Origin of the sequence: Edaphobacter sp., from assembly GCF_035763405.1 — a bacterium.
Taxonomy (GTDB): domain Bacteria; phylum Acidobacteriota; class Terriglobia; order Terriglobales; family Acidobacteriaceae; genus Edaphobacter.
This window is the reverse complement of record NZ_DASUBE010000004.1, coordinates 1-25,275: the sequence shown is the minus strand read 5'-3', so window position 1 is coordinate 25,275 and position 25,275 is coordinate 1. Positions and strand designations below refer to the sequence as shown.

Below are 25,275 nucleotides of genomic sequence, written 5' to 3'. Positions count from 1 at the left end.
TCGGCTACGGAACGGACGATGGTGCTGTCCGTTCCTCCGGTCGAGATGACGTGCGTTGATTGTGTGCAAGATGCTGCTTTGGCCTGAGTGGTTGCGGATGGAACGTGGCGGAGGCGCGTGTTGGCGGAAGGGAGTTGCGGGGATAGAATGCTATGCTTGCACCACTTGATGAGAATCCAGCATAGCAGGGAGCTTTTCTCGTATGATGCCGCTTCCGTCGATCGCTTGTCTTCTATCGTTTGAGTGTGTGGCGAGGCATGGCAGCGTCTCGCGTGCGGCGGTGGAGCTGAACCTGACGCAGAGCGCGGTGAGTCGCCAGATACGGCAACTGGAAGAGCTGCTGGATGTGTCGCTGTTCGAGCGTGTGCGGCAGCGGGTGGTGATTACGGATGCGGGCCGTCTGTATCTGAAGGACGTCAACCGCGTGATGGTGGATTTGAAGGACTCGACCAGCAGGATTATGTCGTGCGGGGGCAGTGCGACACTGTTGAACCTGGCGGTGCTGCCGACCTTTGCCACGCGATGGCTGGTGCCGCGGCTGCCGGGTTTTCTTGAGAAGCACCAGGATGTGACGGTGAATTTTTCCACGAGAACGTCACAGTTCGACTTCAGTGTGGAGCCGTTTGACGCCGCGATTCACTACGGTTCGCCGAGCTGGCCGGGGACGGTGGCTTATCACCTGATGGACGAGGACACGGTGCCGGTGTGCAGTCCGAAGTACGAGGCGTTGCAGCGACTCAAGAAGCCTGTGGACCTGAGGCGTGCTTCTCTGCTGCACCAATCGACGCGCACGGAGGCGTGGGCGGATTGGTTCGAGGCGATGGAGATGGACCACGCGCATCCGTTGCGCGGTCCGCGGTTCGAGCAGTTTGCGATGATTGCGCAGGCGGCAGTGTCGGGGTTGGGGGTGGCGCTCTTGCCGAAGCTGCTGATTGAGGAGGAGCTGGCGTCAGGTAAACTGACGCTGCTGTTTGGCCAATCGATCCGGAGCGCGCGTTCGTATTACATTGTGCTGCCGGAGGTGAAGGCAGCCTCTCCGCTGGCCAATGCGTTTACGCGGTGGATCATCCGGGAAGCGAAGATGAGTTCGCCGGTAGATTATTCCTAAAATTCATCAACTGTTCCAAATTTATTGATAGCGTTATCAGGTTTCCGAATGCTAATGTTTCGGCTGCGCAAAGCAGAGCACACACTATGGGCCTGAACGAGGAACCGGTGTGGGCGGATTTCGTTACCGGTAACTTTCGGCAAATGATGCAAACATTGAACTGAGTGAAGTTGCACGAGAAAGGGTTGGTTGCGTATGAGGTCGAAGCACGTGTTGCGGATGTTGGTTTGCTGTCTGGCTCTGTTTTTGACGCGGTCTGTGCTGGCGCAGGCGACGACGTCGCTCTCCGGCACAGTGACGGACACAAGCGGTGCCGTGGTGCCGGGAGCGGCGGTGAAGCTGGTGTCTCCGCTGACGGGGGTGACGCGCGCGACGACCACCGACAAGGGGGGTGCGTATGCCTTTCCGCAGCTTGCACCCGGACGGTACGAGCTGACGGTGGTCTCGGCTGGATTTGCGACCGCCAAGCGACCTGCGTTCGACCTGCTGGTGAGCCAGCCGGCGACAATCAACATGACGCTTTCCGTAGCGACGAGCGTTTCGGAGGTGACGGTATCTGCGGGCGGCCAGCCCATGCTGAATACGACCGACGCGACGCTGGGCAATACCTTCGAGGGCAAGCAGATTCAGGATCTGCCGATTGAAGGACGCAACGTGCCCGACCTGCTGAGCCTTCAGCCTGGCGTGACGTTTCTGGGGCGGACCGACAGCAATACGGGCAACACCTCGGTGGGCAATACCAGTGGCGACTCGCGCAGCGGCGCGACCAACGGAGGGCGCTCGGACCAGTCGAACATCACGCTTGACGGCGTGGATGTGAACGACGTGAACAACGGCTATGCGTTTACGAGCGTGCTGCGCGTGACGCAGGATTCGGTCTCAGAGTTTCGCGTGACGACGACCAATCCGAACGCGGAGGAGGGCCGCTCGTCGGGAGCGCAGGTGGCACTGGTAACACGCAGCGGGACCAACAGTATCCACGGCGCGGTCTATGCCTATAACCGCAACAATTTGTTTCATGCCAATGACTTCTTCAACAAGCAGACACAGGCGGCCGAGAAGCTGCCGAACACGCCTCTGAAGCTGATTCGCAACGTCTTCGGGGCCGACATCGGCGGGCCCATCAAGAAGGATCGCGCGTTTTACTTTTTGAACTACGAAGGACGGCGCGATACGCAGGGCTTTGTCTCGAACGGCAATACGGTGCCGCGCGACTCGCTGCGGCAGGGGTTTATTACCTATACCTGCGCCAATGCCTCCGCCTGCCCGGGCGGGACCTATACGCTGACGCCGGACCAAATCAAGAGCATGGACCCGCAGAACATTGGTGCGAATGCTGCGGTTGAGGCGCTGTTTGCCAAGTATCCGGAGCCGAACAACCCGACCGTGGGCGACGGGTTGAACACCGAAGGCTACAGCTTCGCTTACAACGCCAAGCGCAGCTACAACACCTACATTGCGCGGCTGGACTGGGACATCGACCGGGCGGGCAAGCACACGGTCTTCTGGCGCGGCAATCTACAGAACGATAGGGAGCCGGGCGGACCGCAGTTTCCCGGCCAGCCGGCCAGCAGCACGACGCTCACCAACAGCAAAGGCTTTGGCGCGGGCTATACGTATCTGATCAGCAGTAGTCTGGTGAATGCCGTGATCTTCGGGTTGACGCGGCAGGGCGTCAGCAGCTCGGGCCTGGTATCGGCTCCTTACGTGACGCTGCAAGGCACGACGCCGCTCACGTCGAACTCGTCGTCCCACTCGGCCATGACTCCCGTCTACAACCTTGCGGACAACCTGACGTGGACGAAGGGCGGTCACAACATCGCGTTCGGCACAAACATCCGTTTTATCTCGAACCGCTCTTCGAGCAACTCTCTTTCCTACTCGAATGCGACGGGGACGTATCAGTATCTGAATCCGGCCGCGATTGCGGGCGGCGGCGGGCCGTTCGATCCTGGGGCGTTTGGCTTTCCGGACGTGGCGAACAAGTTCAAGGGGCCCTACAACTCGGCCCTGATGGGACTGGTCGGCATCATCAACGTAGGCAACATTACCTACAACAACACCAAGGATGGCAAGGTGCTTCCGGTCGGCACTCCTGTGGTTCGGAACTACCGCTGGAACGAGTATGAGTTCTACGGACAGGACACGTGGAAGGCGACGAGGAACCTGAGCCTGACCTATGGCCTGCGCTACTCGTACCTACAGACGCCGGCGGAGACCTCGGGCAACCAGGTGGGTGTGTGCGTGTTGACGGGCGATGCGTGCGCGTCGGGGAACTTCTCGCTGTCGAACTGGGTCAACCAGCGCGGTTCGCTGGCGGCACAGGGTAAGGCGGCAATCGGCGCGGGCGAGCTGGGCTTCCCGCTGAGCGGCCGCTACAACGGCAAGCCGGATTACTGGCAGCCCAGCAAGGTGGACTTTGCTCCGCGGTTTGCCGTGGCTTACTCGCCTTCGGTGACGACGGGCTTCTGGGGAAGGCTGCTGGGCAATAACCTGAGCAGCATTCGCGCGGGATATTCGCTGGTCTTTGACCACTTCGGCGCCGGCATCACGAACAGCTTCGACACGGAAGGCTCGTTCGGGCTGGCGACGACGCTCCAGACCAGCGCGGGCGTGCTGAAGATTGGGAACGCACCGCGCTTCACCTCGGTCAACGCGGTTCCACAGAGCCTGCTGCCGGCGGCGCCCGCGGTCGGCTTTCCGGGCATCCCGGTGCGCAGCGGCCCGACCAGCGGCGCAATCTACTGGTCAGAAGACTCGGGCGTGAAGACGCCGTATGCACACCTGATCGATCTCTCGTTTACGCGCCAGATCGGCAACGGCTCGTCGTTTGAGGTGTCTTACGTGGGACACCTCGCACACCATCTCTTCGAGCAGGAAGACGTAGCCATGCCGACGAACCTGTCGGCGGCGGGAACCACGTACTTTGCAGCGGCAAGGCAGATGGCGCTGCTGTCACGCGCGAACGGCGGCAACGGCGTGGACGTCTCGACGGTTGCGCCGATTGCCTATTGGCAGCAGCTATTCAGCGCGCTCGACGGTCAGGACATCGGCTTCGGGCCGGGATTGACGGCGACGCAGAACATCTATCTGCTGTATCAGGAGAACATCTACAACGAGGCCAACGCGCTCTATGCGCTGGACATGCCGGATGCGGCGACCGATGCAGGCATCAATCCGGACGGGGCGTATCCGTCGAACCGGTTCTATCACGACCAGTTCTCGGCGCTCTATGCGTGGCGCTCAGTCGGGGCTTCCAACTACAACGCGCTGCAGGCGGTCTACCGGCAGAAGGTGGGTCTGGGCTTGCAGTTCGACCTGAACTACACCTACTCGAAGTCGTTGGACACGACATCTCAGGCAGAGCGGCTGGGTAGCTCGGGGGGAATCAACAATGCGCAGATCTTCAATACATGGGATCCGAACCAGATCTATGGGGCATCGGACTTCGACATTCGGCACCAGATCAACTCGAACTACATCTGGACGCTGCCGTTCGGGCGCGGACAGCGGTTTGTGTCGTCGATCGGGCGCGTGGCCGACCTGGTGATCGGCGGGTGGGAGACGACGGGGATCGTTCGCTGGACCAGCGGGCTGCCCTTCGCGGTCGATAACGGCGGCAACTATCCGACGAACTATGACATTCAGGGATTCGCCACGCAGATTGGCAAGATCCCCTCTGGGCACGGCAAGCTGCAACAGCGGTTTGCCGATCCGGTGGAGGCGAATGCGGCGTTCGACTTTACGCTGCCGGGTGACTCGGGTACACGGAATCCGCTGCGCGGCGACGGGTACTTCTCCGTGGATGCGGGTCTGCACAAGACGTTTGCCCTGACGGAGCGGTACAAACTGAAGGCTGGTATCGAGGTCTTCAATGTGTCGAACAGCGTGCGCTTCGATGCTCATTCCATCGCGGCGAACGTGGACAACGCGCATACCTTCGGCAACGCAAGGAGCGAGCTGACGAACCCGCGGCTGGCGCAGTTCTTCGCGCGGTTCGAGTTCTGAGGCGCGGAAGGAGAATCAAACAGGAAGGCCGTCCCGGTGTGGGACGGCCTTCCTTGTGTTTGGAGTAAAGCTGGTTACTCGCGCTCAGACTCGGAACGCTTCCAGTTGATGAGGTCGCCGAGCGTGGTGCTCGATGAGGAGGACGAAGACGAGGAACTGGAGCTGCCCTTGGGGGACTTCTCGCGCTCCTTGTAGCTTTCGACCTCGGCGCGGCTGGCCTCTTCGCCTACGGCGCGGATGCTGAGACCGACCTTCTTCTCGTCCTGGTTCATCTTGACGATCTTGAAGTCGTGCTCTGAGTCCACGTCGAGATGCACGGGCTTGTTGTTGCCATCGACCGCTTCGGAGACGTGGCAGAGGCCCTCGACTCCTTCGGCGATTTCGATGAAGGCGCCGAACTGTGCGGTGCGCAGGACCTTGCCGTGGATGACATCTCCGACGCGGTGCTGCGCGAAGAAGGTGTCCCAGACATCCGGCTGGAGCTGCTTGACGCCGAGCGAGAGGCGGCGGTTCTCGGGCTCGACGCCCAGAACGATGGCCTTGATCTTCTCACCCTTCTTGAGCACCTCGGAGGGATGCTTGATGCGCTTGGTCCAGCTCAGGTTCGAGACGTGAACCAGGCCATCGATGCCATCCTCGATCTCGATGAAGGCACCGAAGTCGGTGAGGTTGCGCACGCGGCCTTCGACGATGGAGCCGGTGGGGTACTTGCCCTCCAACTGCTCCCAGGGGTTGTCCTGCAACTGCTTCATGCCGAGCGAAATGCGGCGGTCTGTCGGGTTCACACTCAGGATGATGGTGTCCACCTCGTCGCCGGGCTTGACCATCTTCGAGGGGTGCTTCATGCGCTTCGACCACGTCATTTCGGAGACGTGGACGAGGCCCTCGATGCCCTGTTCGAGCTCGACGAACGCGCCGTAGTCGGTGACGGAGAGGACGCGGCCGCGCACCTGCGCGCCGATGGGGTAACGCTCGATGGCGTCGAGCCACGGGTCGGGTGTCAACTGCTTGAAGCCGAGCGAGACGCGCTGCTTGTCCTTGTCGAACTTCAACACCTTGACCTGGATCTCGTCGCCGACGTTGACGAGGTCGCGCGGGTGGGTCAGGCGGCCCCAGCTCATGTCGGTGATGTGCAGCAGGCCGTCGAGACCGCCGAGATCGACGAACGCGCCGTAGTCGGTCAGGTTCTTGACCGTGCCGGTCAGCACGCTGCCCTCTTCGAGGGTCTGGAGCGTGACGGCCTTCTTGGCGTTCAGGTCCTCTTCGAGCAGGTCCTTGCGGCTGATGACGACGTTGCCGCGCTTCTTGTTCAGCTTGATGACGCGGACCTCGATCTCCGTGCCGATGTAGCCGTCGAGATTGCGGACGGGCCGGACCTCGACCTGCGAGCCGGGCAGGAACGCCTTGATGCCGATGTCCACGGTGAGGCCGCCTTTGACGCGGCTGAGCACCATGCCCTTGACCGGAGTCTTTTCGGTCGCGGCAAGCTCGAGCTTGTCCCAGACCTTGTGACGGAGCGCCTTTTCGTAACTGACCAGGTATCCGCCCTCGGGCTCCTCGCGTTCGACCACAACCTCGACCGTATCGCCGGTCTGGAACTTGGGCTGTCCATGAATGTCCAGCACCTGCTCCAGCGGGATGAGGCCCTCCGACTTGAGACCGATATCGACAACAACATGCTTGTCGGTGATCTTGACGACGGTGCCGGTGATAATGGTCTCCTCCGCCGTCAGGTTCTGAGCGGCGGCGGACTCGGCTGCCTGCTCGCGGTCGAAGCTGGCGAGGGCGGCGGCAAAGTCTGCGGCATCGTAGTTCAGATCATCGGATTCGTCCGCGGCGGCGATGGCGTGGCCATGCTCGGGGGACGTTTCGTGGGCAGTCTCATGCTGCTGGGTTGGGGTGGATTCAGACAGGGCGGATGACTCCGCTGTCGCTTCGGGCGCCAGGACTTCGGTTTCGGTGGTCAGGGGTTTACTCTCGTTAATGTCAGATTGATGGTTGTCTACCATGTGTATGCGGACTCCGGGATCCAGAGACTCATCCTCTTCGGGCGGCGATTGCGGCGGAGACAAGCAGTGTGACCGGCGGAGATGCCGGCTGTTTATGCCCGTAGCAGCTTTGGCGAGAAGAGATGAATCATGTCTTGCTTGAGGGTCCATTGCCTGGTTCCCACACGCAATGGCTCACAGCTAAAGGATAGAACCTTTCTGGAAATCGCGTCAACCAAGGCGGGCGGGTGGGAGCGGCTGTAGACGGGGATGAAGCCCTGGCTGCGGACAGGCAACGTTCAAGATTCGACGCTTATACTCAACTCCATGGACCGACTCTGGACGCCCTGGCGTTACAGCTATGTGACGGGAACCAGCCGCGAGGGCCGCACGGGGGTGCCGGAGGCGCTGGCCGCGTGGCCGCCGACCGAGGCCGAGGACCGGCACTGCGTTTTCTGCAACATGGTGGCGGCAACGGATTATGCGATTGCACACGGTATGGCGCGCGAGGACGCTGAGCGGGCCGCACGCATCGTACATCGAGGCATGCACTGCTTTGTGTGCCTGAATGCGTTTCCGTACTCGACCGGGCATTTGCTGATCTCGCCGTACCGGCATGTGGATTCGCTTGCCGGTATGACCACTGAAGAGGCTCAGGAGATGATCCTGACGGCGCAGCGGGCGGAAGTTGCTCTGCGCACGGTCTATCGGCCGAGCGGCCTGAATATGGGGTTGAACCTTGGAGAAGCGGCCGGCGCGGGTGTCGCGGGGCATGTTCACCTGCACGCGCTGCCGCGCTGGACGGGTGACACTAATTTTATGACCGTCTGTGCCGAAACCCGTGTACTTCCGGAGGCGTTGGAGGTATCATGGGACAAGCTTCGGAGCCAGTTCCGGAGCTGATACAACTCACGTCAACGTCGCACCCATCGAATGCTATAGAGAAGGCGAAACCTCGCCAGTCATCGAGGGTCCAATGACACCGTTGCAGAGCATCTCCCCCGCCTATCTTAGGTCAGGTTCTCCGGCTGAACGCGAGAATCGCGGCACCCCCGCTCCTGATCCGCGCCCTTATCTGATTACCGGTCAGCGCCGCAAGTCCGTTGCTTCGGCGCAAAAATATCTTTCTCTCTTTCCCCATGAGGCCGAGGATGCACGGCTCACGGGTTCGACTCGCTCGCTGTTCCGCAGACTGCTGGCCCTCAATCTTCCGGGAACCACGGTCCGCGTGGAAGAGCGTGCCGGCGAAGTGGTCGAAGGACTCTTTGGACGGTCGAAGTCGAAGATCGCCTGAAGGGATGACAGTCTTGTGAATAAAACGGGACCCTGCTTCGGCAGGGTCTTTTCTTGTCCTGGAAGCTGGCTCCGGCGGCTTGCTTATTGAGGGGTCGAAAGGGGAAGGGTGTTTGAGGTGGCGTCTTCGTGCCCGCGCAGGTTTCTGGGCCGGGGGATGCGCGTGGCCTCGAAGCTGGTAATCTTCCACACGCCGGAGGGCTGCCGCTGGTAGACGCGCGTGTAGCGGTAGCTGCCCTGGACCAGCATGCCTTCGTTGGTGCCGACGATGTCGGCGCGCGAGGTGACGATGGCCAACTGGCCCACCAGTTTGATCTGCATATCGCCGAGGTCGAGTCGGGTGAGGACAATCTTGTGCTCGCGGACGCGCTCCAGTTGCTGGGTCTTAGTGCTGACCTGCCCGGTCATGGAGATGCCGATGTAGTCGTCGGAGAGCATTTTCTCCATGGTTGCGACATCGCCGGTCAGTCGCGCGCGGCGCCACTGCTCTTCCAGTACCTCGACCTGCTTTTTGGCGTCGTGTTTGCGCTCATGCGGCGGATGGATGGCAAAGGCGGGCTGTGCAAGGTTTGCGGCTGCTGCCAGAACTACTGCGACCGCTGTCACTGAACCCCGAATTGGCCGACCGCAGAACCGCATAGGCGTACCGGATGGTAGACCGATTTGCCGCCGCGAGTCAAAACAACTTTCGTTGCAGAGACCGCGGCAGCTACTCCCCAACAATTTCTTAGATGCATGAAAACGTCGAAGTTAGCACGCCGTCTGCGGAAGACAGGCGATCAGCAGACCGCCATTAAGTCTTCAATCTCGCGGTTGCGCATCTTCTGGTAGAGGCCGCCGACGACATACTGGCGGAAGTGCTCGGTCGAGCGATGGTGCTCGAGTGCGGCCTCATCCACATATTGCTCGTAGAGCAGCACCATGCAGGGCTCACCTTCGACGAAGTGAGGGATGTAGCTGACGCAGCCGGGCTCGCTGCGGGTGGCAGCGGTCAGCTTGCAGAGCATCTCGGAGATCTCGTCGTGGTCTTCGTGCTCGAAGGTCATCCGCACAATAAAGCTCAACATATTGTCAGCCTCGTCGCTGGATGAAGCCAGCGTATCCCTTATGCCTTCAGTGCCTCTTCAAACCCGGGCAAGGTCATGGTCTGGTCGCGGTCGGGTCCGGTGGAGACCATGCCGATCTTCGCGCCGGATTCTTTCTCGAGGAACCGCAGATAATCCTGCGCCAGCCGGGGCAGTTTGTCGAATTCGGTGATGCCCTCGGTCGAGGCGTTCCAGCCCTTGAGCGTGGTGTAGATCGGCTGGATCGACTCGAATCCCCGCATGTCGGCGGGAATGACGTCTGTGATTTTACCGTCAATTTTATAGCCGGTGCAGACGGGAATCTCGGCGCACTCGTCCATCACATCCATTTTGGTGACGACCAGCCACTCGGTGCCGTTAATCATATTGCTGTAGCGCAGCAGGGGCAGGTCGAGCCAGCCGCAGCGACGGGGACGGCCTGTAACCGCGCCATACTCCTGCCCGCGCGCGCGCAACAGGTCGGCGGAGTTGTCGTGGATCTCGGTCGGGAACGGGCCTTCGCCCACGCGCGTGACATACGCCTTGGTCACGCCGATGACCGTGCCAATCTGTGTGGGTCCGACGCCTGTGCCGGTGACTGCGCCGCCCGCCGTGGCGGAGGAAGAGGTGACAAATGGATAGGTGCCGTGGTCGATGTCGAGCAGCGCACCCTGTGCGCCTTCAAACATGACGTTCTCGCCGTTGCGGATGGCTTCGTTCAGCAGTACGGCGGTGTCGGTGACGAAGGGCGCAACCTGTTCGGCGGCGCGGGTGTACTCCTCGTACATCGTCTTGGGGTCCAGCGGTTCGGTGCCGAAGAGCGCATGGGCGATGGTGTTCTTTTCGTGGCAGGCGTTCTCGATGTGCGTGCGCAGGAGCGCCGAGTTCAGCAGATCGACCACGCGCAGGCCGCTGCGGTGCATCTTGTCCTCGTAGGCCGGGCCGATGCCGCGGCTGGTCGTGCCAATCTTCGTGCGCCCCGGTGCGTTTTCAGCCGCCAGCTCGATCATGCGGTGATAGGGCAGGATCACCTGCGCGCGGTTCGAGACAAAGAGCTGCCCATCGACCGGCAACCCCGCGTCTTTGAGCTTCTTCACCTCGCTCAGGAAGGCCATCGGGTCCAGCACGACGCCGTTGCCGATGACGCCCTTACACCCCGGGCGCAGTACGCCGCAGGGGATGAGCTGAAGTACGAACTTCTTGCCCTTAATAATGACGGTATGCCCGGCGTTGTGTCCGCCCGCGTACCGCGCCACCACGGAGAACTTCTCCGAGAGCACATCGACGATCTTGCCCTTGCCCTCATCGCCCCACTGGGCGCCCAAAATGACCGCTGACTTCGGTTGACTCACGACAGGTATGTTCTCCAAAAGGGATGATTTGGGTGGAAGCGCGCGGACAGGAGCCAGCAGGCGCTTACACTTCATCATATCCTGTCTGGCCTGTGTTCAAGATCCTGTCCGGCGAATGTTCTGTATTGTGTCTGCTGTGGCTGCGAGCGCATCGAATGGCAGGGAGTCAAGGGAGTGTAGGGCATGTCCACCAAAGTGAATCGCCAGACCGTCGATCTGGCTGCGTATCCGGAGCTTGTGGTCATCTATCTGGGGATGCGGGTCAACCGCCTGGCCGGCATGAAGATGCTGATGGGCACCGGACCGCAGATCGCCAAGTCAGTAGCCGCGCAACCTGATGGCCTGCTGCTGCACGAAAACTTCCTCTTCTCGTTCTTCCCCATGCACGCCGGGATGCGCCAGTACTGGCGCGACCTGGATTCTCTCTTGAAGTGGACGCGCTCGGAGCCGCACCGCATCTGGTGGACCAGGTTCCTCAAGGACTCGGGCGGAACCGGCTTCTGGCACGAGACCTACCTGCGTCAGGGCGGCATGGAGGGCGTCTACGTGGATGTTCCAAAGCCCATCGGCTTCATGCAATTCGCACCGGTCGTCGCCGCGCGCGGCCCCATGTTCAGTGCTGCCCACCGCGCCGCAAAGCACGACCCCGGCGCACCCGCCGTCAGCGAGGAAGAACTGTACGGATAGCTTCAGCCGCTTCTGCCATCTCACAGTTCGTTGCATTTCCATTCCGTAGCGAAGCGGAGGAATCTGCTTCTCGATGCCAGCCGACGAATCACCCTATACTCACAGCAGCACATGCCTGAACTTCCTGAAGTCGAAACCATCGCCAACGGCGTGCACGCGCGCACGCATGGGCAGACCATTCTCGCGGTGTGGACCAGCAACAAGCCCCAGACGTTCAAGTCTTCTCCTGACATGATTGCTGAGACCCTCACGAGCTCCCGCATCGAGCGGGTACACCGTGTGGGCAAGACCATCGTCGTCGATCTGATGCGCGAGCGGCGGCCTGCTCAGTTTCTTGTCCATCTCGGCATGACAGGCCGCCTGCTTGTCTCCGCGCCGGAGACGCCTGTGCCACCGCACACGCACGCCATCCTCACGCTCAGCGGCGGGGCAGACGGAATCAAAGAGCTGCGCTTCGTCGATGCGCGCCGCTTCGGACGGCTCTCGGTCACGGCAGAGACGTACACGGGGCCGGGCGCGGAGCCGCTCACCATCGGCCTCGAAGACTTCATCGCACTCTTTCGCAAACGCAAAACGCCTATCAAGGCCGCGCTGCTCAACCAGTCCCTGCTGCACGGCATCGGCAATATCTACGCGGACGAAGCATTGTTCCATGCGAAGGTCCGCCCCACGCGCCACGCCGGACGCCTGACGCGCGACGAACTCACTCGCCTCCGTGCCGCGCTCATCAAGGTCATCAACAAAGCGATCAAGCTCGGCGGCTCGTCCGTTTCCGATTACGTTGATGCCGAAGGCGTAGCCGGCTTCTTCCAGCTTCACCACATGGTCTATAGCCGCGGCGGCGAGCCGTGCCGCGTGTGCAAGACGCCCATCAAGCGCATTGTTCTTGCAGGACGCGGCACGCACTTCTGCCCGGTATGCCAGCGATAGCGCAGCGGCGCTAGGCTCCGTTCAGGCGCAGCTTTTTTTGCAGCTCTTCGAGCGAGAGGCCGCGCGTCTCCGGGTAGAACGCCAGCGTCACAAAGAACTGCGCCGCCATGACGATGGCGAAGAAGACAAACGGCAGCGCCGCTGATTTGGCAGCCAGCGGCGGAAAGGCCAGCGAGATCAGCCCGTTCATCACCCAGAGCACGGTGCTGCCCAGCGCCTGTCCTTTGGCGCGGATGCGGGTCGGAAAGATCTCGCTCATGTAGACCCAGATCACGGAGCCGGATGAGAGCGCGAACGATGCGGTGTAGCCGGTGACGAAGTAGATGAGCGCGCCGCGCCAGCGTCCGGTCATAAAGATGGCCGCGACTCCGCTCAGGCTGATGACCATGCCGACGCAGCCGATCAGGAGCAGTGCCTTGCGGCCCAGTTTGTCGATCAGTGTCATGGCGAAGATCGTCGCCACCAGGTTGACCGCGCCGACGATCACTGCCTGCAATGCCCCGGACATCCTGCTGAATCCGGCCGAGACGAAGATGTCGTTCAGATAATAGAGCACGGCGTTGATGCCCGAGAGCTGGTTGAACGCGGCGAGTCCGGCAGCGAGCAGGATGGGCAGCAGATATTGCCGTTTGAAGAGCGGCTCTTCGCTGCTCGCCGTGTCCAGATGAATGGCGGTGACGATCTCATCGAGTTCGGATTCGGGGTTCGGCACGCCGATGGTGCGAAGCGTCTCGCGCGCCTCATCGACGCGGCCCTTTGCCGCCAGCCAGCGCGGGCTGTGCGGAATGCCGAAGAGCATCAGCAGAAAGAGCACGGCAGGAATGGCGGCGACGCCGAACTCCCAGCGCCATTCCATCGCGCCCAGATGGAACGATGCGATGACGAAGTTCGAAAAGTACGCCAGCAGAATGCCGACGACGATGTTGATCTGGAAGAGTCCCACGAGGCGGCCGCGATAGTCCGGCGGCGCCAGCTCCGCAATGTAGACCGGCCCGAGGACCGAAGAGCCGCCGATGCCGAGTCCGCCTATGAATCGCGCGATCAGGAAGATGTGCCAGTTCCAAGCCAGCGCGCAGCCGAACGCAGAGAGCACATACAACACAGCCATGATGCGCAGCGTGCCGCGGCTGCCGATGCGTTGCCCGATTGGTCCCGCACCCATGGCACCCAACACCGTACCCCACAGCGCAATCGAGACGGTGAAGCCAAGCGCGAACGGCGTGAGCGCGAAGTGTCCCTTGAGCGCATAGGTCGTGCCTGCAATGACGGCCGTGTCGAAGCCGAAGAGCAGACCGCCAAGGGCTCCGGTCAGTGCGCTGCGTAGAAGAAATTTGTTCACCGCCACAGGTGTCCTGCCTTTCCTTCGCACTGCATCGTGGGATTGGTCATGCGTGCAGCGCCGTCCGCAGCGCGTGGTTGACGATTTGCATCGCGCAAACGGCGGGTCCGGACTTGCACAGATCGTCGATGACCGTGAAGTTGTGCAGTGTTCCCATCAGACGCGTCGCAGTCGCCGGAACGCCGGCATCGAAGAGACGTCGCGCATACAACTCGCCGTCGTCGCGCAGCACATCGCACTCTGCCGTGACGATGACCGCAGGCGGAACGCGCCGCAACACATCGAGTGAAGCGTGCAAGGGCGCGGCCGCCGGATCGCGCCACATCGCGCGGTCGGGCACGTACATGCCCCAGAACCAGTCCATCGCGTCGCGGGTTAGATTCAGGCCCTCGGCGAACTCATCGTAGCTGGCCGTCTCTGCGGGAGCCTGCGTCACTGGGCACATCAGCGCCTGCACGCGGAATTTCGGTCCGCTACGCTCGGCTGCAAGCTGGGCAACAACAGCGGCGAGGTTGCCGCCTGCGCTATCGCCCGCGACCGCCATCCGGCTAATGTCGATTTCGTGTTCTGCCCCGTGTGTTTCAATCCATTGCGCCGCTCGATAGCACTGCTCGACTGCGACGGGGAAGCGCACCTCGGGAGCTAGCGTGTAGTGCGGGAACACGACCGCAGCTTGCGAACCGAGCGCAATCTCGCGCACGATGCGAGCGTGAGTTTCGATGCCGCCCAGTACCCAGCCACCTCCATGCAGGTAGAGCACTGCCGGCAAAGCGCCATCGACTTCTACCGGCGCGACGATTGTCAGCGGAACGCCATCTGCTTCCACGCTTCGGATCGAGACTGAAGGATGCTCCAAGGGAGTCACCTGGCCGTCGCGCATGAACTGCCGCGCTTCTTCGACAGCAAGCTCGGGCAGTGGCTTGCCGCCTTCGCGGATGAGGCGTTCCATATATGCGCGCGCTCCCGGTTCCAACCGTTCAAGCAGACTCATGCAAGGCCTCCGCGCAGAAACTGCTCGATACCTCGTGCATGGAGCCGTACCTGTTCGCTGCCATGAAGTAGGACAAGCGCGTCTCGCTCAATGCGGATGTCTTCGACCTCTCGCCAGCCTCGCGGAATCTCGGCGGCAAACAACAGCCACGGCGCCCTGAGCGTTTGCCGGGCCGCAATGTTGCGCGACGTGGGCGTCTCGAACAGCGGGCCGCGCGCATCGACGGCTTCGTTGCCCAGCGGTAGAGGCGTCGTACCGAACTCCATGCCGCGCACTTCCGACGTGCCCATCCACGGAGCATCAGGCCGCGCGCAGTTCTCCTCCCAGATGGTCAACCAGGGAAAGACGTCAGTGCGAAATACATAGCCGACTGCTCTTGCTGCCGCGCCATTGCACACCGCGACAAAGCCGTGCTCGCGTCCCTCCGCCTGACGAGCCGCCGCGACAAGGCCCGTGCCGCGGCGAATGAACAGCTCGCGCAGGTCCGCCGGTGTGCCATCGACGGCGGGGACATTTGGCCAGATAAACTCCCGGTCACGCACCAGTAGATCGTGGCCTTCATAATCCAGCGGCCACGTCGTTGCGCGATGCACTGATGCCGTTGTTCGTGCGCTGCCGGAGACGGCAAATGGTGCGCCGAAGGTGGCATGTTGTACCCAGTGCAAGTTGCGTTCCGTATCGCGCAGGTTCGTGACACGCTCATCCACACGCAACACGCTCTCCTCAGCGAGCAGCGAGAATTGCCGCTCCACACGCAGCCCGGCGACTGGCAACTCCACTACGCCGGAAGCGTTGTTCTCCTGCCGCGCAGCAAACGTCCACATCGTCGTTGAGGCTTCGCCGTGCAGCGCGACACCTGCTGCGACTTCCGGGGCGCTCGGTGGGCCGAACCCATCGAGACACAGTGCATGTCCCGTGTAGGAAGCGAGAAAGCGTCCCGCCGCAATGTCGTCGTAGGATTCCGCTAATGGTCCACACTCAGGTGAATCGGGATCGGCAGTTTTCCACGGTGCTTCCCAAAGCAGGTTGGCATCAGACCTTCCGCGACCATGAACCAGTCTCCATCCGGCAACGTGGCCACCGCCGGGCAGCAGCGTTGCTTCCGCGACGCCATTAGTCAGGGTCACAGATTTGCGTTCGCCCCAACCGGTCATGGGACGTGCAACGTGTGTGCTCATGCGTTCGACGCTCCCAGGCCGTTCTCACCAAAGCCCATACCGCCGGTTGGCACCAGCATTCCTCCATCCACCAATAGCGCGGCGCCGGTGATGAACGAGGCCCAATCGCTCAGCAGAAATGCAATCGCGTGCGCCACTTCTTCAGGCTGGCCGATGCGGCCCAGCGGATGCATCCGTGCACACTGCCGCAGCAGGAGCTCCGGATCCTTTGTCTCGGCGGCAACAGCGCGGAGCATCGGCGTGTCGATCGTCCCAGGCAGCACGCAGTTGGCACGAATGCCGCGCGCGGCAAAGTCCAACGCCACCGAGCGCACCAGCCCCAGCAGAGCATGTTTCGCCGTGACGTAGGCAGCGGAGTTCTGCACTGCCGTCAGGCTCTGCACCGAACCCGTCACCACCACGGCGCCGCCGCCGGCGCGCAACATCGCCGGCACCGCGGCCCGAATCGCATGGAAGCATCCCTGCACATGCACGCGCAGCGTCTCGTCCCACGTCTTCACATCCGTTGAAACGACATCGCCGTAGCGTTGAATACCGGCGTTGCTGGCCAGCAGATGCACTGCCCCGAAGCGGGCCTCTGCCTGCTTCACCGCATCCTCAACGGCATCGAGCGAGCCGACATCGCAGCGATAGAACGCTGCCTGACGGCCGTGCTGTTGCATCTCGCCCACCAGCGATTCGCCGCGCTTTGCATCAAGGTCAAGCACGGCGACGGCAGCGCCCAACTCGCCCAACACCTTCGCCGTTGCAGCGCCAATCCCCATCGCTCCACCCGTCACCAGGGCAACTTTTCCATCCAGTCGAAAACTCATGGCATCTTCTCCGGCTGCGTTTCAAGACGCAGCGTTACGATCTCAAACGGCTTCAGCTTCATCACAACATCGCCGTCAACAACCGGCAACTTTTCTGTGCACTCTTCGAGCAGCGAGCATCGCCATGCCTTCTCGATGACGAGATGCGGCGTACGCAGGTGGAGCGTCTCCGCAAGGCCCGCGATCTCGGTTAGCCGCACGATGCTGCCGTTGCCGTCCTCAGCGCGCTTCCACGCGGACATCACGACATTCGGATTGTCGAGCGAGAGAAAGCTCGCGTTGTGAACGCCATCGGGCGAGAAGCTGGCGGGGACGGCATCACTCTCAAGCGGCGTCATCTGCTCCCATCCTGCCCGTGTCAACTGCGCAGGCTCGAACGTCGCTTCATCAGTCAAGACGTAGCGGAAGGTATCCTCGCCGCCCTGGGACGATTTGAAGTTGGTGCTCCAGTAATTGCTCATCAGCCACGAAAAGATCGTCGCGCTCTTCGGCGCAAACTGCTTCGGCCACGCACCGCGCACGATGTCGCCCAAGGCAGCCATCGGTGCATCCACCGGTATGATTCCAGCCGATAGGGCGTCGTTATGAACGCTGACCCAGTGCTGAACCGCGTACCACTCCCGGCTGCCGCCCTCCAGCTCATCCTTTGCCGGATCGACCCAGCCGTTCTGCGTGTCGTAGGCGAACTCGGGATGCTCCACTGCGAGAGGAAACGCAATGTAGGCCGCCTCGCGGTGCAGCGTCGCCGTCTTTTGAACAGAGATGCTGATGTCGATGCGCTTCCGGTCGTTGGGTAGCGTAATCACCGTTGTAATCGACGGCGTGTTCGGCGCGGAGGATTCGAGCGTTGCAGATTCTGTATCCACTCCATGTTCGATCACAACCACACGCCCGCCGGACGCGGGATGCGGCGTCAACTTCGGCATGGGCAGTCCCGCACCGTAACGGTAAAGACTGTTGTCCGGCATGTCATCCGCACCAGTTACATAGAGGTAGCAGGCAAAGCGATACGGACTGGCCGCGTCCACCAGTTCGCGGTTCAGTTGTTTGTCCCAGATGCTGCGAATCGAGCCGCTGGCCGCGTCGAGCATGATGCGGTAGAAGCGGTTCTCCAGCACGTCGCCGCTCTTCTCCGCCTGTGCGGCTGCAACCTTCGACGTTGCATCCACCACGGAAAGCAGCTTATACCCCACGGCGGGAACATCATCCGCTCGATAGCGCACACGCAGCAGCCTGCCGCCGAAGCCCGGCAACGGCGTACCCTTTTCGACGCGCAGTACCTGCTGCGGCACAGACGCGCCTGTCGCTGGATCGACGATCTGCTTGCCTTCAGGCAGGTCCGTCTCCAGCCATCCGCTGCGTGGCCAGTTCAGCGCGTTGAAGACGAGGAGCGAAGCATCCTTCGGCTTGATGCCCGACTCCAACTGCGCGAAGCTGCGGTCGATGCTTGCGGTCAGGTCGTTTCCTGCGCGGACCACCTGCGCGCGCTTTGCCGCCCACTGCCTTGTTGTTTGATCGCTCTCCGGCTGTGCGGTTGCGCCTGCCGCGGTCCAGGTGTGTTCGTCAAAAAGTAGTGAGTTGCGCCACGCATCGCGCAGCAGCGAACTGTCCGGTCGAAGCGCCGGATTCAACAGTGATGGAATGGTGCCCATCGTTTCCGCGTTCAAGAGGCGCTGTTGATTCGCACGATGCTTTGCAGTCGCCCATGCGTCTGAGGTGAAGCCATCCTCCCAGTATGGTCCGAAGTCTCCACGATACGTCGGAATGTCTCCGCCAAACTGCTGCTCAATCGAAGACATCGCATCCTTGAAGGTCGAGAACTCCATGCGTGGATAGGCGTAGGTCTTCGCCCAATCCGCAGGCAGAGTCACCTGGCCGCGATCAAGCGCGGTGTTCTCCAACTGGCTTCCAAACAAGATAACCGAGCTTGCGCGATAGCTCGTGCGTGCGTATGCCTGCAGAAATACCGGCAGCGCGTCCTTCACTGCCTCCGTCGTTGGAGGCGTGCCGAACATCGATGCCAGTTGCAGATACGCCCGCGAGTACCACATCAGCACGCGCCCGCCATCCGGGCCCTCCCAGTAGAAGGGCGACTTCTCGTTCCATCGACCTTCGAGCAGCACCGGTGCGCGCCATCCGTTGCTGCCCGCGGCAAAGTAGCGGATGCCCGCATCGTGCAGTATCGATGCATACGACCACGAATACGAAGGCACGTCCGTAATGTTCGCCGCGCCGACCGGCAGGCCGTATTGTTTCGCAAGATCATGCGAGAAATAGAGCGAGCGCGTCAGCCCCTCCAGCGAGGCGACGCCCGTATGCTGATTCGCATACTGCGGCGGCAGCACAATCTTTCCCGCGCGAATTGCATCCAGAAACTGCTGCGTGCGGGCAGACGAACGCCCTGCAAGATACTGCTCGGCGACCCAGGAGCCGTCCATCGTCCAGCGAAACTCCGGATGCTCCGGGAGCAGATCGAGCACGCCGTCGATGCTCTCCGATTGCAACTCCGCAACTTTTTCGCGGTAGTCAGTAAAGCCAATGTCGAGATGCTCGTGTGGAACCACCAGGATGGTCCATTTCTTCTGTGCCTCAAGTTTTACCGGGAACGTCTTTCCGTTCACGCTGAGCGTAGCTTCGAGCATGCCCGTCCACTCCGGCAGAGCGAAGTCGGCACAACTCTCGCCAAAGGCAACGTCGCCGAAATGCAACGGCTGTGTGTCCGCGGAGCCGTTCGTGCGCAACTCAATCGTCGTCGGCAGCGCACCGCCTGAGTGCGCCTCAACACAGGCTCGCACGTCCTCGCTGAGTTTGCCGTCGTTCTGCCGGAAGAAGACGGTCGCCTGCGCCGTCGCTGCGATTGCGCCGGTTGCATATCGCTTTTCGGGAGACTGCTCAAACGCCAGCGCGTCGTAGACCAGGCCGCTTACGCCGGGCGCGATGTCCCCCAACGAATTGACAGGCGTTGCGGGATCGTCCACGGCGGTCAGCGTAAGGGTGTTGTCGCCCGTGTTCAACCACGTTGCAGGAATCTCAATCGTGCGCTCGGCACGTGAGGTCTGCGGGACAAACGTGCCTTCCCAGTCGCCCGCGCCGTAGTCCAGCTTCGGCTGAAAGGTGAAGATGCCCGCGTGCCCATTCACGTCTATGCGCAATGCAGAGAGCCGGGGTGTCTCATACAGCACGGCCAGCTTCAGCGCATAGGTTCCGTGCGGAGGTTTCTGCAACACAAACTCAATTTTGAACGGGTGGAGCCGTCCGCCTGCCAGGCCATTCGCAGAGCCCGGCTGAAACCGCAGCCAGTCGTGCGCAGTGCTCTTGCCAACCACGTAGACAACATCCGATGACGCGCTGGCGTAGTTCACGCCAAAGCTATCGTGAAACTCGCGCGAAGAGTCATCGAACTGACCAATCTGCCAGACAGTGCGCTGCGCCCGCGCGGGCAGCGCCAGCGTGGCCAACAACGCCCCGCATATCAGAGATAACCTCACCACTTTGGCTGCACCGTGACGACTCCGGGCCGCATGGGGTCTTCAATCCACGATCCCATTTCCTGCCTGCGGGCCATCTCGCTGTACTTCGCCAGCTTGTCGCGGTCCAGCTCGACGCCAAGCCCCGGCCCCGTTGGCACTGGCAGGCCACCGTCTGCAAACTTCATCTTGCCGCCCACAATAATGTCATCGGTCAGGTGGTGATAGTGTGAGTCCGCTGCCGCACTCAGGTTGGGAATGGAAGCGAGCAGATGCAGCGCCGCTGCCTGCGAGATGCCGAACTCGCCGCCGCTGTGCAGCCCCACATCCAGTCCCAGCATCTCGCACGCGCCGGCTGCAATGCGCGCCCGTGCGATTCCGCCGTACCAGTGCGGATCCAGCAGCACAACGTCCAGCACGTTGTTTCGTGCTGCCGGATAGATGTCCTCAAACGCGAAGATGCTCATGTTCGAAGCCAGCGTCATAAAGGGTACCTTCGCATTCACGCGCTCCATCGCACGCAGCCCCCACACCGGGTCTTCGTAGTACTCAACGTCGTGCGGAGCCAGTTTTTGCGCCACGCGCACCGCTGTCGTCACGCTCCACGCGGCGTTCGGGTCCAGACGCAGCTTGTGCCTCGGAAACGTCTCGCGCAGCGCGATGAAGGTCTCGATCTCCTCTTCCGGCGGCAGCACGCCATTCTTATATTTCAGCGTCTCGAATCCATGCCGCTTCACCAACTCTTTGGCAAACGCAACCATCTCCTCCGTGTTGCTGATGCGTCCTTTGCCCTCGGCGTTTGCATGGCGATAGAAGAGATACCCTGCATGAGGTACGCTCTCGCGCAGCCGCCCACCCAGCAGATTGCAGACAGGCTGCCCCGTAGCTTTGCCCTGCAGGTCGAGGCACGCAAACTCGACGCCGGCATATCCAAGCACGTTGCCGAAGAGCTTCTGCGCGCTCGGCGAAGAGAGCTTCCATCGCAGCCGCTCCAGTTGGAACGGGTCTTCGCCAATGAGCAGCGGCTTCATCTCTGCAAGCTGACCTTCGCGGCTCGGCCCGCTATAGCACTCGCCCAATCCCGTCAGTCCTTCGTCTGTCTCGATCTCGATGACCAGCCGCGATACGCCCGGATGCGAGCCGTAGGCATAGCGCAACGGCGCTTCAATGGGGATAAAGACCGGAGTCCAATGTACGTTTGTAATCTTCATTTTGAGTTGCGTCCTATCCTGCGAGTCGATTCGCTAACAGTTGACCGGGAGTATCGGTAGAAATGCGCGTGATGTGCCAGCGCCCCAGATTGGCTACGAAAAGGTCCTTGCCTTCCGGCCCGCCAAAGGCTCCGTTGGTAGGCCTTGCCAGCATCGTTCCTTCTGGATCGAAGGCGAAGAGTTCGACCGTCCGGTCTGGGCGGACGCGATAGATGCAGTCCGTCGCGTAGCAGGTGACGTAGAGATTCCCTGCTGTATCGAGCACCACGCCGTCCGGCACCCGAGCCAGTCCTCGCGCGTACACCTCGGGTTCGCCCGCAGTTCCGTCGGCGCGAATCGGCAGGCGCGTTACACAGTCGCGTTGGCTTTCGACGATGAACAGCACGTCGTCTGCCGCGCTCATCGCCATGCCGTTGGCAAAGGCAAACGGCCCGGCAAATAACTCCGCCACGCCGCTCGTCCGTAGCCGATACACGCAGCCGTCGCCCTTGTTCCACTCGCCGGAGTCGGAGAAATAAAGATTGCCTTCGCGGTCAAAAACGGAGAAGTTCGGCGTCTGCAATCGTCGTCCATCCACCTGATCGATTGTCTGCAAGATTCGTCCGCTGCAGTCGATGCGCTGCAACGCATGAAGGCCGAGATTGCAGATGAAGAGTTCCTGCTGCGCCGAAAACGTCAGGCCCAGGCAGAAGCCACCCACATCGGCCACCTGCTCCGTCTTTCCCTTTTGGATGCGATAGATCTGCCCGGCTTCGCCACCCGCCCATAGCGCGCCTTCGTGGTCGAAGGCAACGCACTCGGGATGGTCCAGCCCTTCGGCAAAGATCGACATCCGCGCAAGAGGCACGACCGGATCGACGGGCTGGGGGAAGAATTCCATCGGACAGCTCGCTTTCTCAAATGTCAGACAGCAACAGAGCATAGAGCCTGACGCGCAGAACCGTCAACCATGAAACTTGCCACAAGTAAGCGATTACTTACGGACAGGCTGTTCCCGATTTTTAGTACAGAAAGCCATTGACAATCGTCCTTCGGCTCACCTATTGTCTGACAAACTTAGAGAGCCCAGCGATATGCCGAGCCGAAAGCCCGTTGCCGCAACCCGTCCTGCCGCGCCACGCGAGCCAGTCATCGAGATGATCGTGCGCCGCATCGAATCGCTCGTGCGCTCGGGCTACCTCAGTCGCGGCAGCCGTCTTCCCTCCGAGCCGCGACTGGCAGAGATGCTTCAAGTCAGCCGCGCGTCGCTGCGTGAAGCACTCAAAGGGATGGTCTTCATCGGCTTGCTCAAGGCGCGAGCAGGCGACGGCACCTATCTGCAGCCTTCGCTTACCAGCATGGCTACGCGCCATCTGCAATGGATGCTGCTGCTCGAAGAGATCAAGGACCTTGAACTGTACGAGCTGCGTGAGATCCTCGAGCCCGCAGCCGCCGCGCTCGCAGCCCGCCGCGCCACGCCTGCCGATCTCGATCACATGCGGGCCGCGCTCAATGACATGAAGCGTGCGATGAATGATCCGGAGTCGTTCATCCGCCACGAGATGGAGTTTCACGACGCCATCATGCGTGCCTCGAAGAATGGAGCCATCGAGAGCACCATGCGCATGATGTACGGCGCGCTCTCCGAAGGCCGCCACCGCGCGCTGCCATTCGTCCACAACCTCGCGCAGCACTGCGCGCGCCACGAGCGCATATTCGAACTCATCACGAAGCATGACGCCACAGGCGCGCGCCGCGCCGTCATCGCCGACGTCAAATATGCCGAGTCGCTCCTACAGCAAAACCTGCACGCCTTTGCAGTGGACGGCGCGCTCAAACATGCGAAGAAGACTGCTGCTATTCCGGCAAGCCCTGCAAAGCAGCTGCGCAGACAACCCGCAAAGAAGACCCGGGCCAAAGCAAAACGCACTGGAGAAAGCAAATGAAGAACCTCTTTCGTATATGCCGTGTTCTCGTCGCAGTCCTGGTCATGTCTTCCGCTGCGGCGGCCGTGGCGCAGCTCGATACGGGAAGCATTCAGGGTGTCATCCGCGACACCACCGGCGCGGTCATCCCCAACGCTGCCGTCGTTGTCACCAACGAAGGCACGCAGCGCGCTTACCACACCACGTCGAACGCGCAGGGCGAATACAGCGTGCCCACGCTGCCGGTCGGTATCTACAGTGTGGCCGCGTCCTCGAAGGGATTCGGCACCTCGACCGTGACGACCATTCCGCTGAACGCATCTGAGCTGCACCGCACCGATGTCACCCTCAAGCCCGGCAACGACACGCAGCAAGTGACCGTCACCTCGAACCAGATGCAGGTCAACACACTTGGCGCGGATCTCGGCACCACCATCGGCGCCGACCGTATCGCCAACCTTCCGCTCAATGGACGAGACTTCACCGACCTGCTCGCGCTGGTGCCCGGCTCCGTCACCAGCGGACAGTTCGGCCAGACCAGCCTGGGCGGCGCTGAGACCAGCTTCGCCGGCGTCAACATCCTGCTCGACGGCGCGGACGCAACGCGCATCGACACCAACGCCACCTCCATGCAGCTTGGCCGCGGAGCCGCGCGTGTCACCCGCGCCAGCGTAGACTCCATCGCCGAGTTCCACATCCTGCAGGGCAACTTCTCCGCCGAGTACGGGCGCTCCATCGGCGACGTCGTCAATGTCATCACCAAATCCGGCACCAACGACCTGCACGGCGAGGCGTTCGAGTATCTTCGCAACGACGCCCTCGACGCGCGCAACTACTTCGCCGTTCCCGGCACCAAGACGCCGCTGCGCCTGAACCAGTTTGGCGGCAACCTCGGCGGCCCCATCATGCGCGATAAGCTCTTCTTCTTCGCCAACTACGAGGGCGTGCGCCAGACCATCACCAATACGACGATCTACGATGTGCTCAACGCAACCGAGCGCGCGAAGTTCGTCACGGCCATGAAGCCTGTCGTTGCGGCCATCCCGACCGGCAACCTCGGCCCCGACCCCACCGATGCCAAACACTTCGACCTCTACAGCGCCAACCTCGTCAACACGCTACGCGAAGACACCGGCTCCTTCCGCATCGACTGGAACACGAGCGACCGCAACAAGTTCTACCTCCGCTACAACATCGGCGACTCCTACACCAACACCACCTACGGCCCTGCCGTCGGCCAGACCGCGCCCACACCCGCGCGCACGCAGTTCCTCAAACTCAGCAACACACATACGTTCTCGCCCACGCTGCTGAACGAAGCGGGCTTCGGCATCAACTCGAACCACGTGTCGTCTTACGGCGGTGGCGGCCCGTTCCCGGTCATCGCATTTAGCTGCTTCTTCTGCAACTTCGGTGCGGCACCGGGCCCGGCGACCTTTGCCAGCATCCGCCCGCAGACCTCATATCAGTACATCGACACGCTCACCAAAGTCCTCGGACGCCAGACCATCAAAGCCGGCCTCGACATTCGTCACAACCTCTCCGACGAAGAGCTTGGCCTCCAGGAGTTCCTCTCCTACGGCAGCATCTCCGACTTCGAGAACAATGCCGGGTTCGCCTTCAGCACACTCGGCAACCCGATGACGCGCATTCGCAACACCAACTACGACTTCTTCGTGCAGGACGACCTCCAGCTCGCCCGCAACTTCACACTCAACCTTGGCGTGCGCTACGAGTACAACACCGTGCTGCACGAGAAGAACAATCAGCTCGCCAACTTCGACATCGCCACCCAGACCGTTGGAGCGAAAGGCGCCGCACTCTACAAGCCCGACTACAACAACTTCGCCCCGCGCATCGGCTTCAGTTGGGACCCCTTCGGCACGGGCAAGACCGCCATTCGCGGAGGCATCGGCGTCTTCTACAACCCGCAGCTCACCGGC

Annotated in this window: 19 protein-coding genes; 8 read left to right on the top strand and 11 right to left on the bottom strand. The window is 61.6% G+C overall.

The window, feature by feature from the left end:
* Window positions 1–202 precede the first annotated feature (202 nt).
* Entirely contained in the window at window positions 203–1,108 is a 906-nt protein-coding gene (locus VFU66_RS00375) for a LysR family transcriptional regulator (RefSeq protein WP_326444241.1), read from the top strand.
* 195 nt (window positions 1,109–1,303) lie between these two features.
* Window positions 1,304–5,116 carry a TonB-dependent receptor gene (locus tag VFU66_RS00370; protein ID WP_326444240.1) on the top strand — a complete coding sequence of 1,271 codons (3,813 nt, stop codon included), beginning with the start codon at window positions 1,304–1,306 and terminating at the stop codon, window positions 5,114–5,116.
* A gap of 74 nt (window positions 5,117–5,190) precedes the next feature.
* On the opposite strand, the gene VFU66_RS00365 is transcribed toward VFU66_RS00370, so the two are convergent.
* Entirely contained in the window at window positions 5,191–7,125 is a 1,935-nt protein-coding gene (locus tag VFU66_RS00365; RefSeq protein ID WP_326444239.1) for a 30S ribosomal protein S1, read from the bottom strand.
* 306 nt (window positions 7,126–7,431) lie between these two features.
* Here VFU66_RS00365 and VFU66_RS00360 point away from each other — a divergent pair, with 306 nt between their 5' ends.
* Window positions 7,432–8,007, top strand: a complete 576-nt coding sequence (locus VFU66_RS00360; protein ID WP_326444238.1) for an HIT family protein — start codon at window positions 7,432–7,434, stop codon at window positions 8,005–8,007.
* Between the two features lie 73 nt (window positions 8,008–8,080).
* Window positions 8,081–8,398: a hypothetical protein gene (locus VFU66_RS00355; RefSeq protein WP_326444237.1), complete on the top strand. Its 318-nt coding sequence runs from the start codon at window positions 8,081–8,083 to the stop codon at window positions 8,396–8,398.
* 83 nt (window positions 8,399–8,481) lie between these two features.
* Here the strand turns inward: VFU66_RS00355 and VFU66_RS00350 are convergent, their stop codons facing one another.
* The 3 genes from VFU66_RS00350 to VFU66_RS00340 all read right to left on the bottom strand — a co-directional run bounded on the left by VFU66_RS00350 (window position 8,482) and on the right by VFU66_RS00340 (window position 10,813).
* The gene (locus VFU66_RS00350; protein ID WP_326444236.1) at window positions 8,482–9,003 is read right to left on the bottom strand and encodes a nuclear transport factor 2 family protein; all 522 of its coding nucleotides are present in this window, start codon (window positions 9,001–9,003) and stop codon (window positions 8,482–8,484) included.
* A 173-nt stretch (window positions 9,004–9,176) separates the two neighbouring features.
* Window positions 9,177–9,464, bottom strand: a complete 288-nt coding sequence (locus VFU66_RS00345; RefSeq protein WP_326444235.1) for a putative quinol monooxygenase — start codon at window positions 9,462–9,464, stop codon at window positions 9,177–9,179.
* Between the two features lie 38 nt (window positions 9,465–9,502).
* A complete protein-coding gene (locus tag VFU66_RS00340) occupies window positions 9,503–10,813 on the bottom strand; it encodes an adenylosuccinate synthase (protein ID WP_326444234.1) in 1,311 nt (436 codons plus the stop codon).
* Between the two features lie 183 nt (window positions 10,814–10,996).
* On the opposite strand from VFU66_RS00340, the gene VFU66_RS00335 reads away from it, so the two are divergent.
* Window positions 10,997–11,500, top strand: a complete 504-nt coding sequence (locus VFU66_RS00335) for a monooxygenase family protein (protein ID WP_326444233.1) — start codon at window positions 10,997–10,999, stop codon at window positions 11,498–11,500.
* A 111-nt stretch (window positions 11,501–11,611) separates the two neighbouring features.
* Window positions 11,612–12,430 carry a bifunctional DNA-formamidopyrimidine glycosylase/DNA-(apurinic or apyrimidinic site) lyase gene (gene mutM / locus VFU66_RS00330; protein WP_326444232.1) on the top strand — a complete coding sequence of 273 codons (819 nt, stop codon included), beginning with the start codon at window positions 11,612–11,614 and terminating at the stop codon, window positions 12,428–12,430.
* Window positions 12,431–12,440: 10 nt separating this feature from the next.
* Here the strand turns inward: mutM and VFU66_RS00325 are convergent, their stop codons facing one another.
* From VFU66_RS00325 to VFU66_RS00295, 7 genes are read right to left on the bottom strand one after another with little or no spacing between them, the layout of a single operon-like run.
* Window positions 12,441–13,769, bottom strand: coding sequence for a sugar porter family MFS transporter (locus tag VFU66_RS00325; protein WP_326444231.1), 1,329 nt, complete (start codon window positions 13,767–13,769; stop codon window positions 12,441–12,443).
* A 46-nt stretch (window positions 13,770–13,815) separates the two neighbouring features.
* Window positions 13,816–14,760 (bottom strand): alpha/beta hydrolase, encoded by a 945-nt coding sequence (locus tag VFU66_RS00320; protein ID WP_326444230.1) that lies wholly within the window; start codon window positions 14,758–14,760, stop codon window positions 13,816–13,818.
* The gene (locus VFU66_RS00315; protein ID WP_326444229.1) at window positions 14,757–15,938 is read right to left on the bottom strand and encodes an aldose epimerase family protein; all 1,182 of its coding nucleotides are present in this window, start codon (window positions 15,936–15,938) and stop codon (window positions 14,757–14,759) included. The genes VFU66_RS00320 and VFU66_RS00315 overlap by 4 nt, the downstream gene beginning before the upstream one ends.
* Entirely contained in the window at window positions 15,935–16,750 is an 816-nt protein-coding gene (locus tag VFU66_RS00310; RefSeq protein WP_326444228.1) for an SDR family NAD(P)-dependent oxidoreductase, read from the bottom strand. Before VFU66_RS00310 ends, VFU66_RS00315 begins: the two co-directional genes overlap by 4 nt.
* On the bottom strand, window positions 16,747–20,238 hold the full coding sequence (locus VFU66_RS00305; RefSeq protein WP_326444227.1) for a polysaccharide lyase family protein: 3,492 nt from the start codon (window positions 20,236–20,238) through the stop codon (window positions 16,747–16,749). The genes VFU66_RS00310 and VFU66_RS00305 overlap by 4 nt, the downstream gene beginning before the upstream one ends.
* A complete protein-coding gene (locus tag VFU66_RS00300) occupies window positions 20,235–21,428 on the bottom strand; it encodes an enolase C-terminal domain-like protein (RefSeq protein WP_326444226.1) in 1,194 nt (397 codons plus the stop codon). Before VFU66_RS00300 ends, VFU66_RS00305 begins: the two co-directional genes overlap by 4 nt.
* Before the next feature lie 13 nt (window positions 21,429–21,441).
* Entirely contained in the window at window positions 21,442–22,308 is an 867-nt protein-coding gene (locus VFU66_RS00295; RefSeq protein WP_326444225.1) for an SMP-30/gluconolactonase/LRE family protein, read from the bottom strand.
* 193 nt (window positions 22,309–22,501) lie between these two features.
* Here VFU66_RS00295 and VFU66_RS00290 point away from each other — a divergent pair, with 193 nt between their 5' ends.
* Entirely contained in the window at window positions 22,502–23,353 is an 852-nt protein-coding gene (locus VFU66_RS00290) for a FadR/GntR family transcriptional regulator (protein WP_326444224.1), read from the top strand.
* On the top strand, window positions 23,350–25,275 hold a 1,926-nt coding region (locus tag VFU66_RS00285; RefSeq protein ID WP_326444223.1), incomplete at its 3' end, for a TonB-dependent receptor. The genes VFU66_RS00290 and VFU66_RS00285, both read left to right, overlap by 4 nt.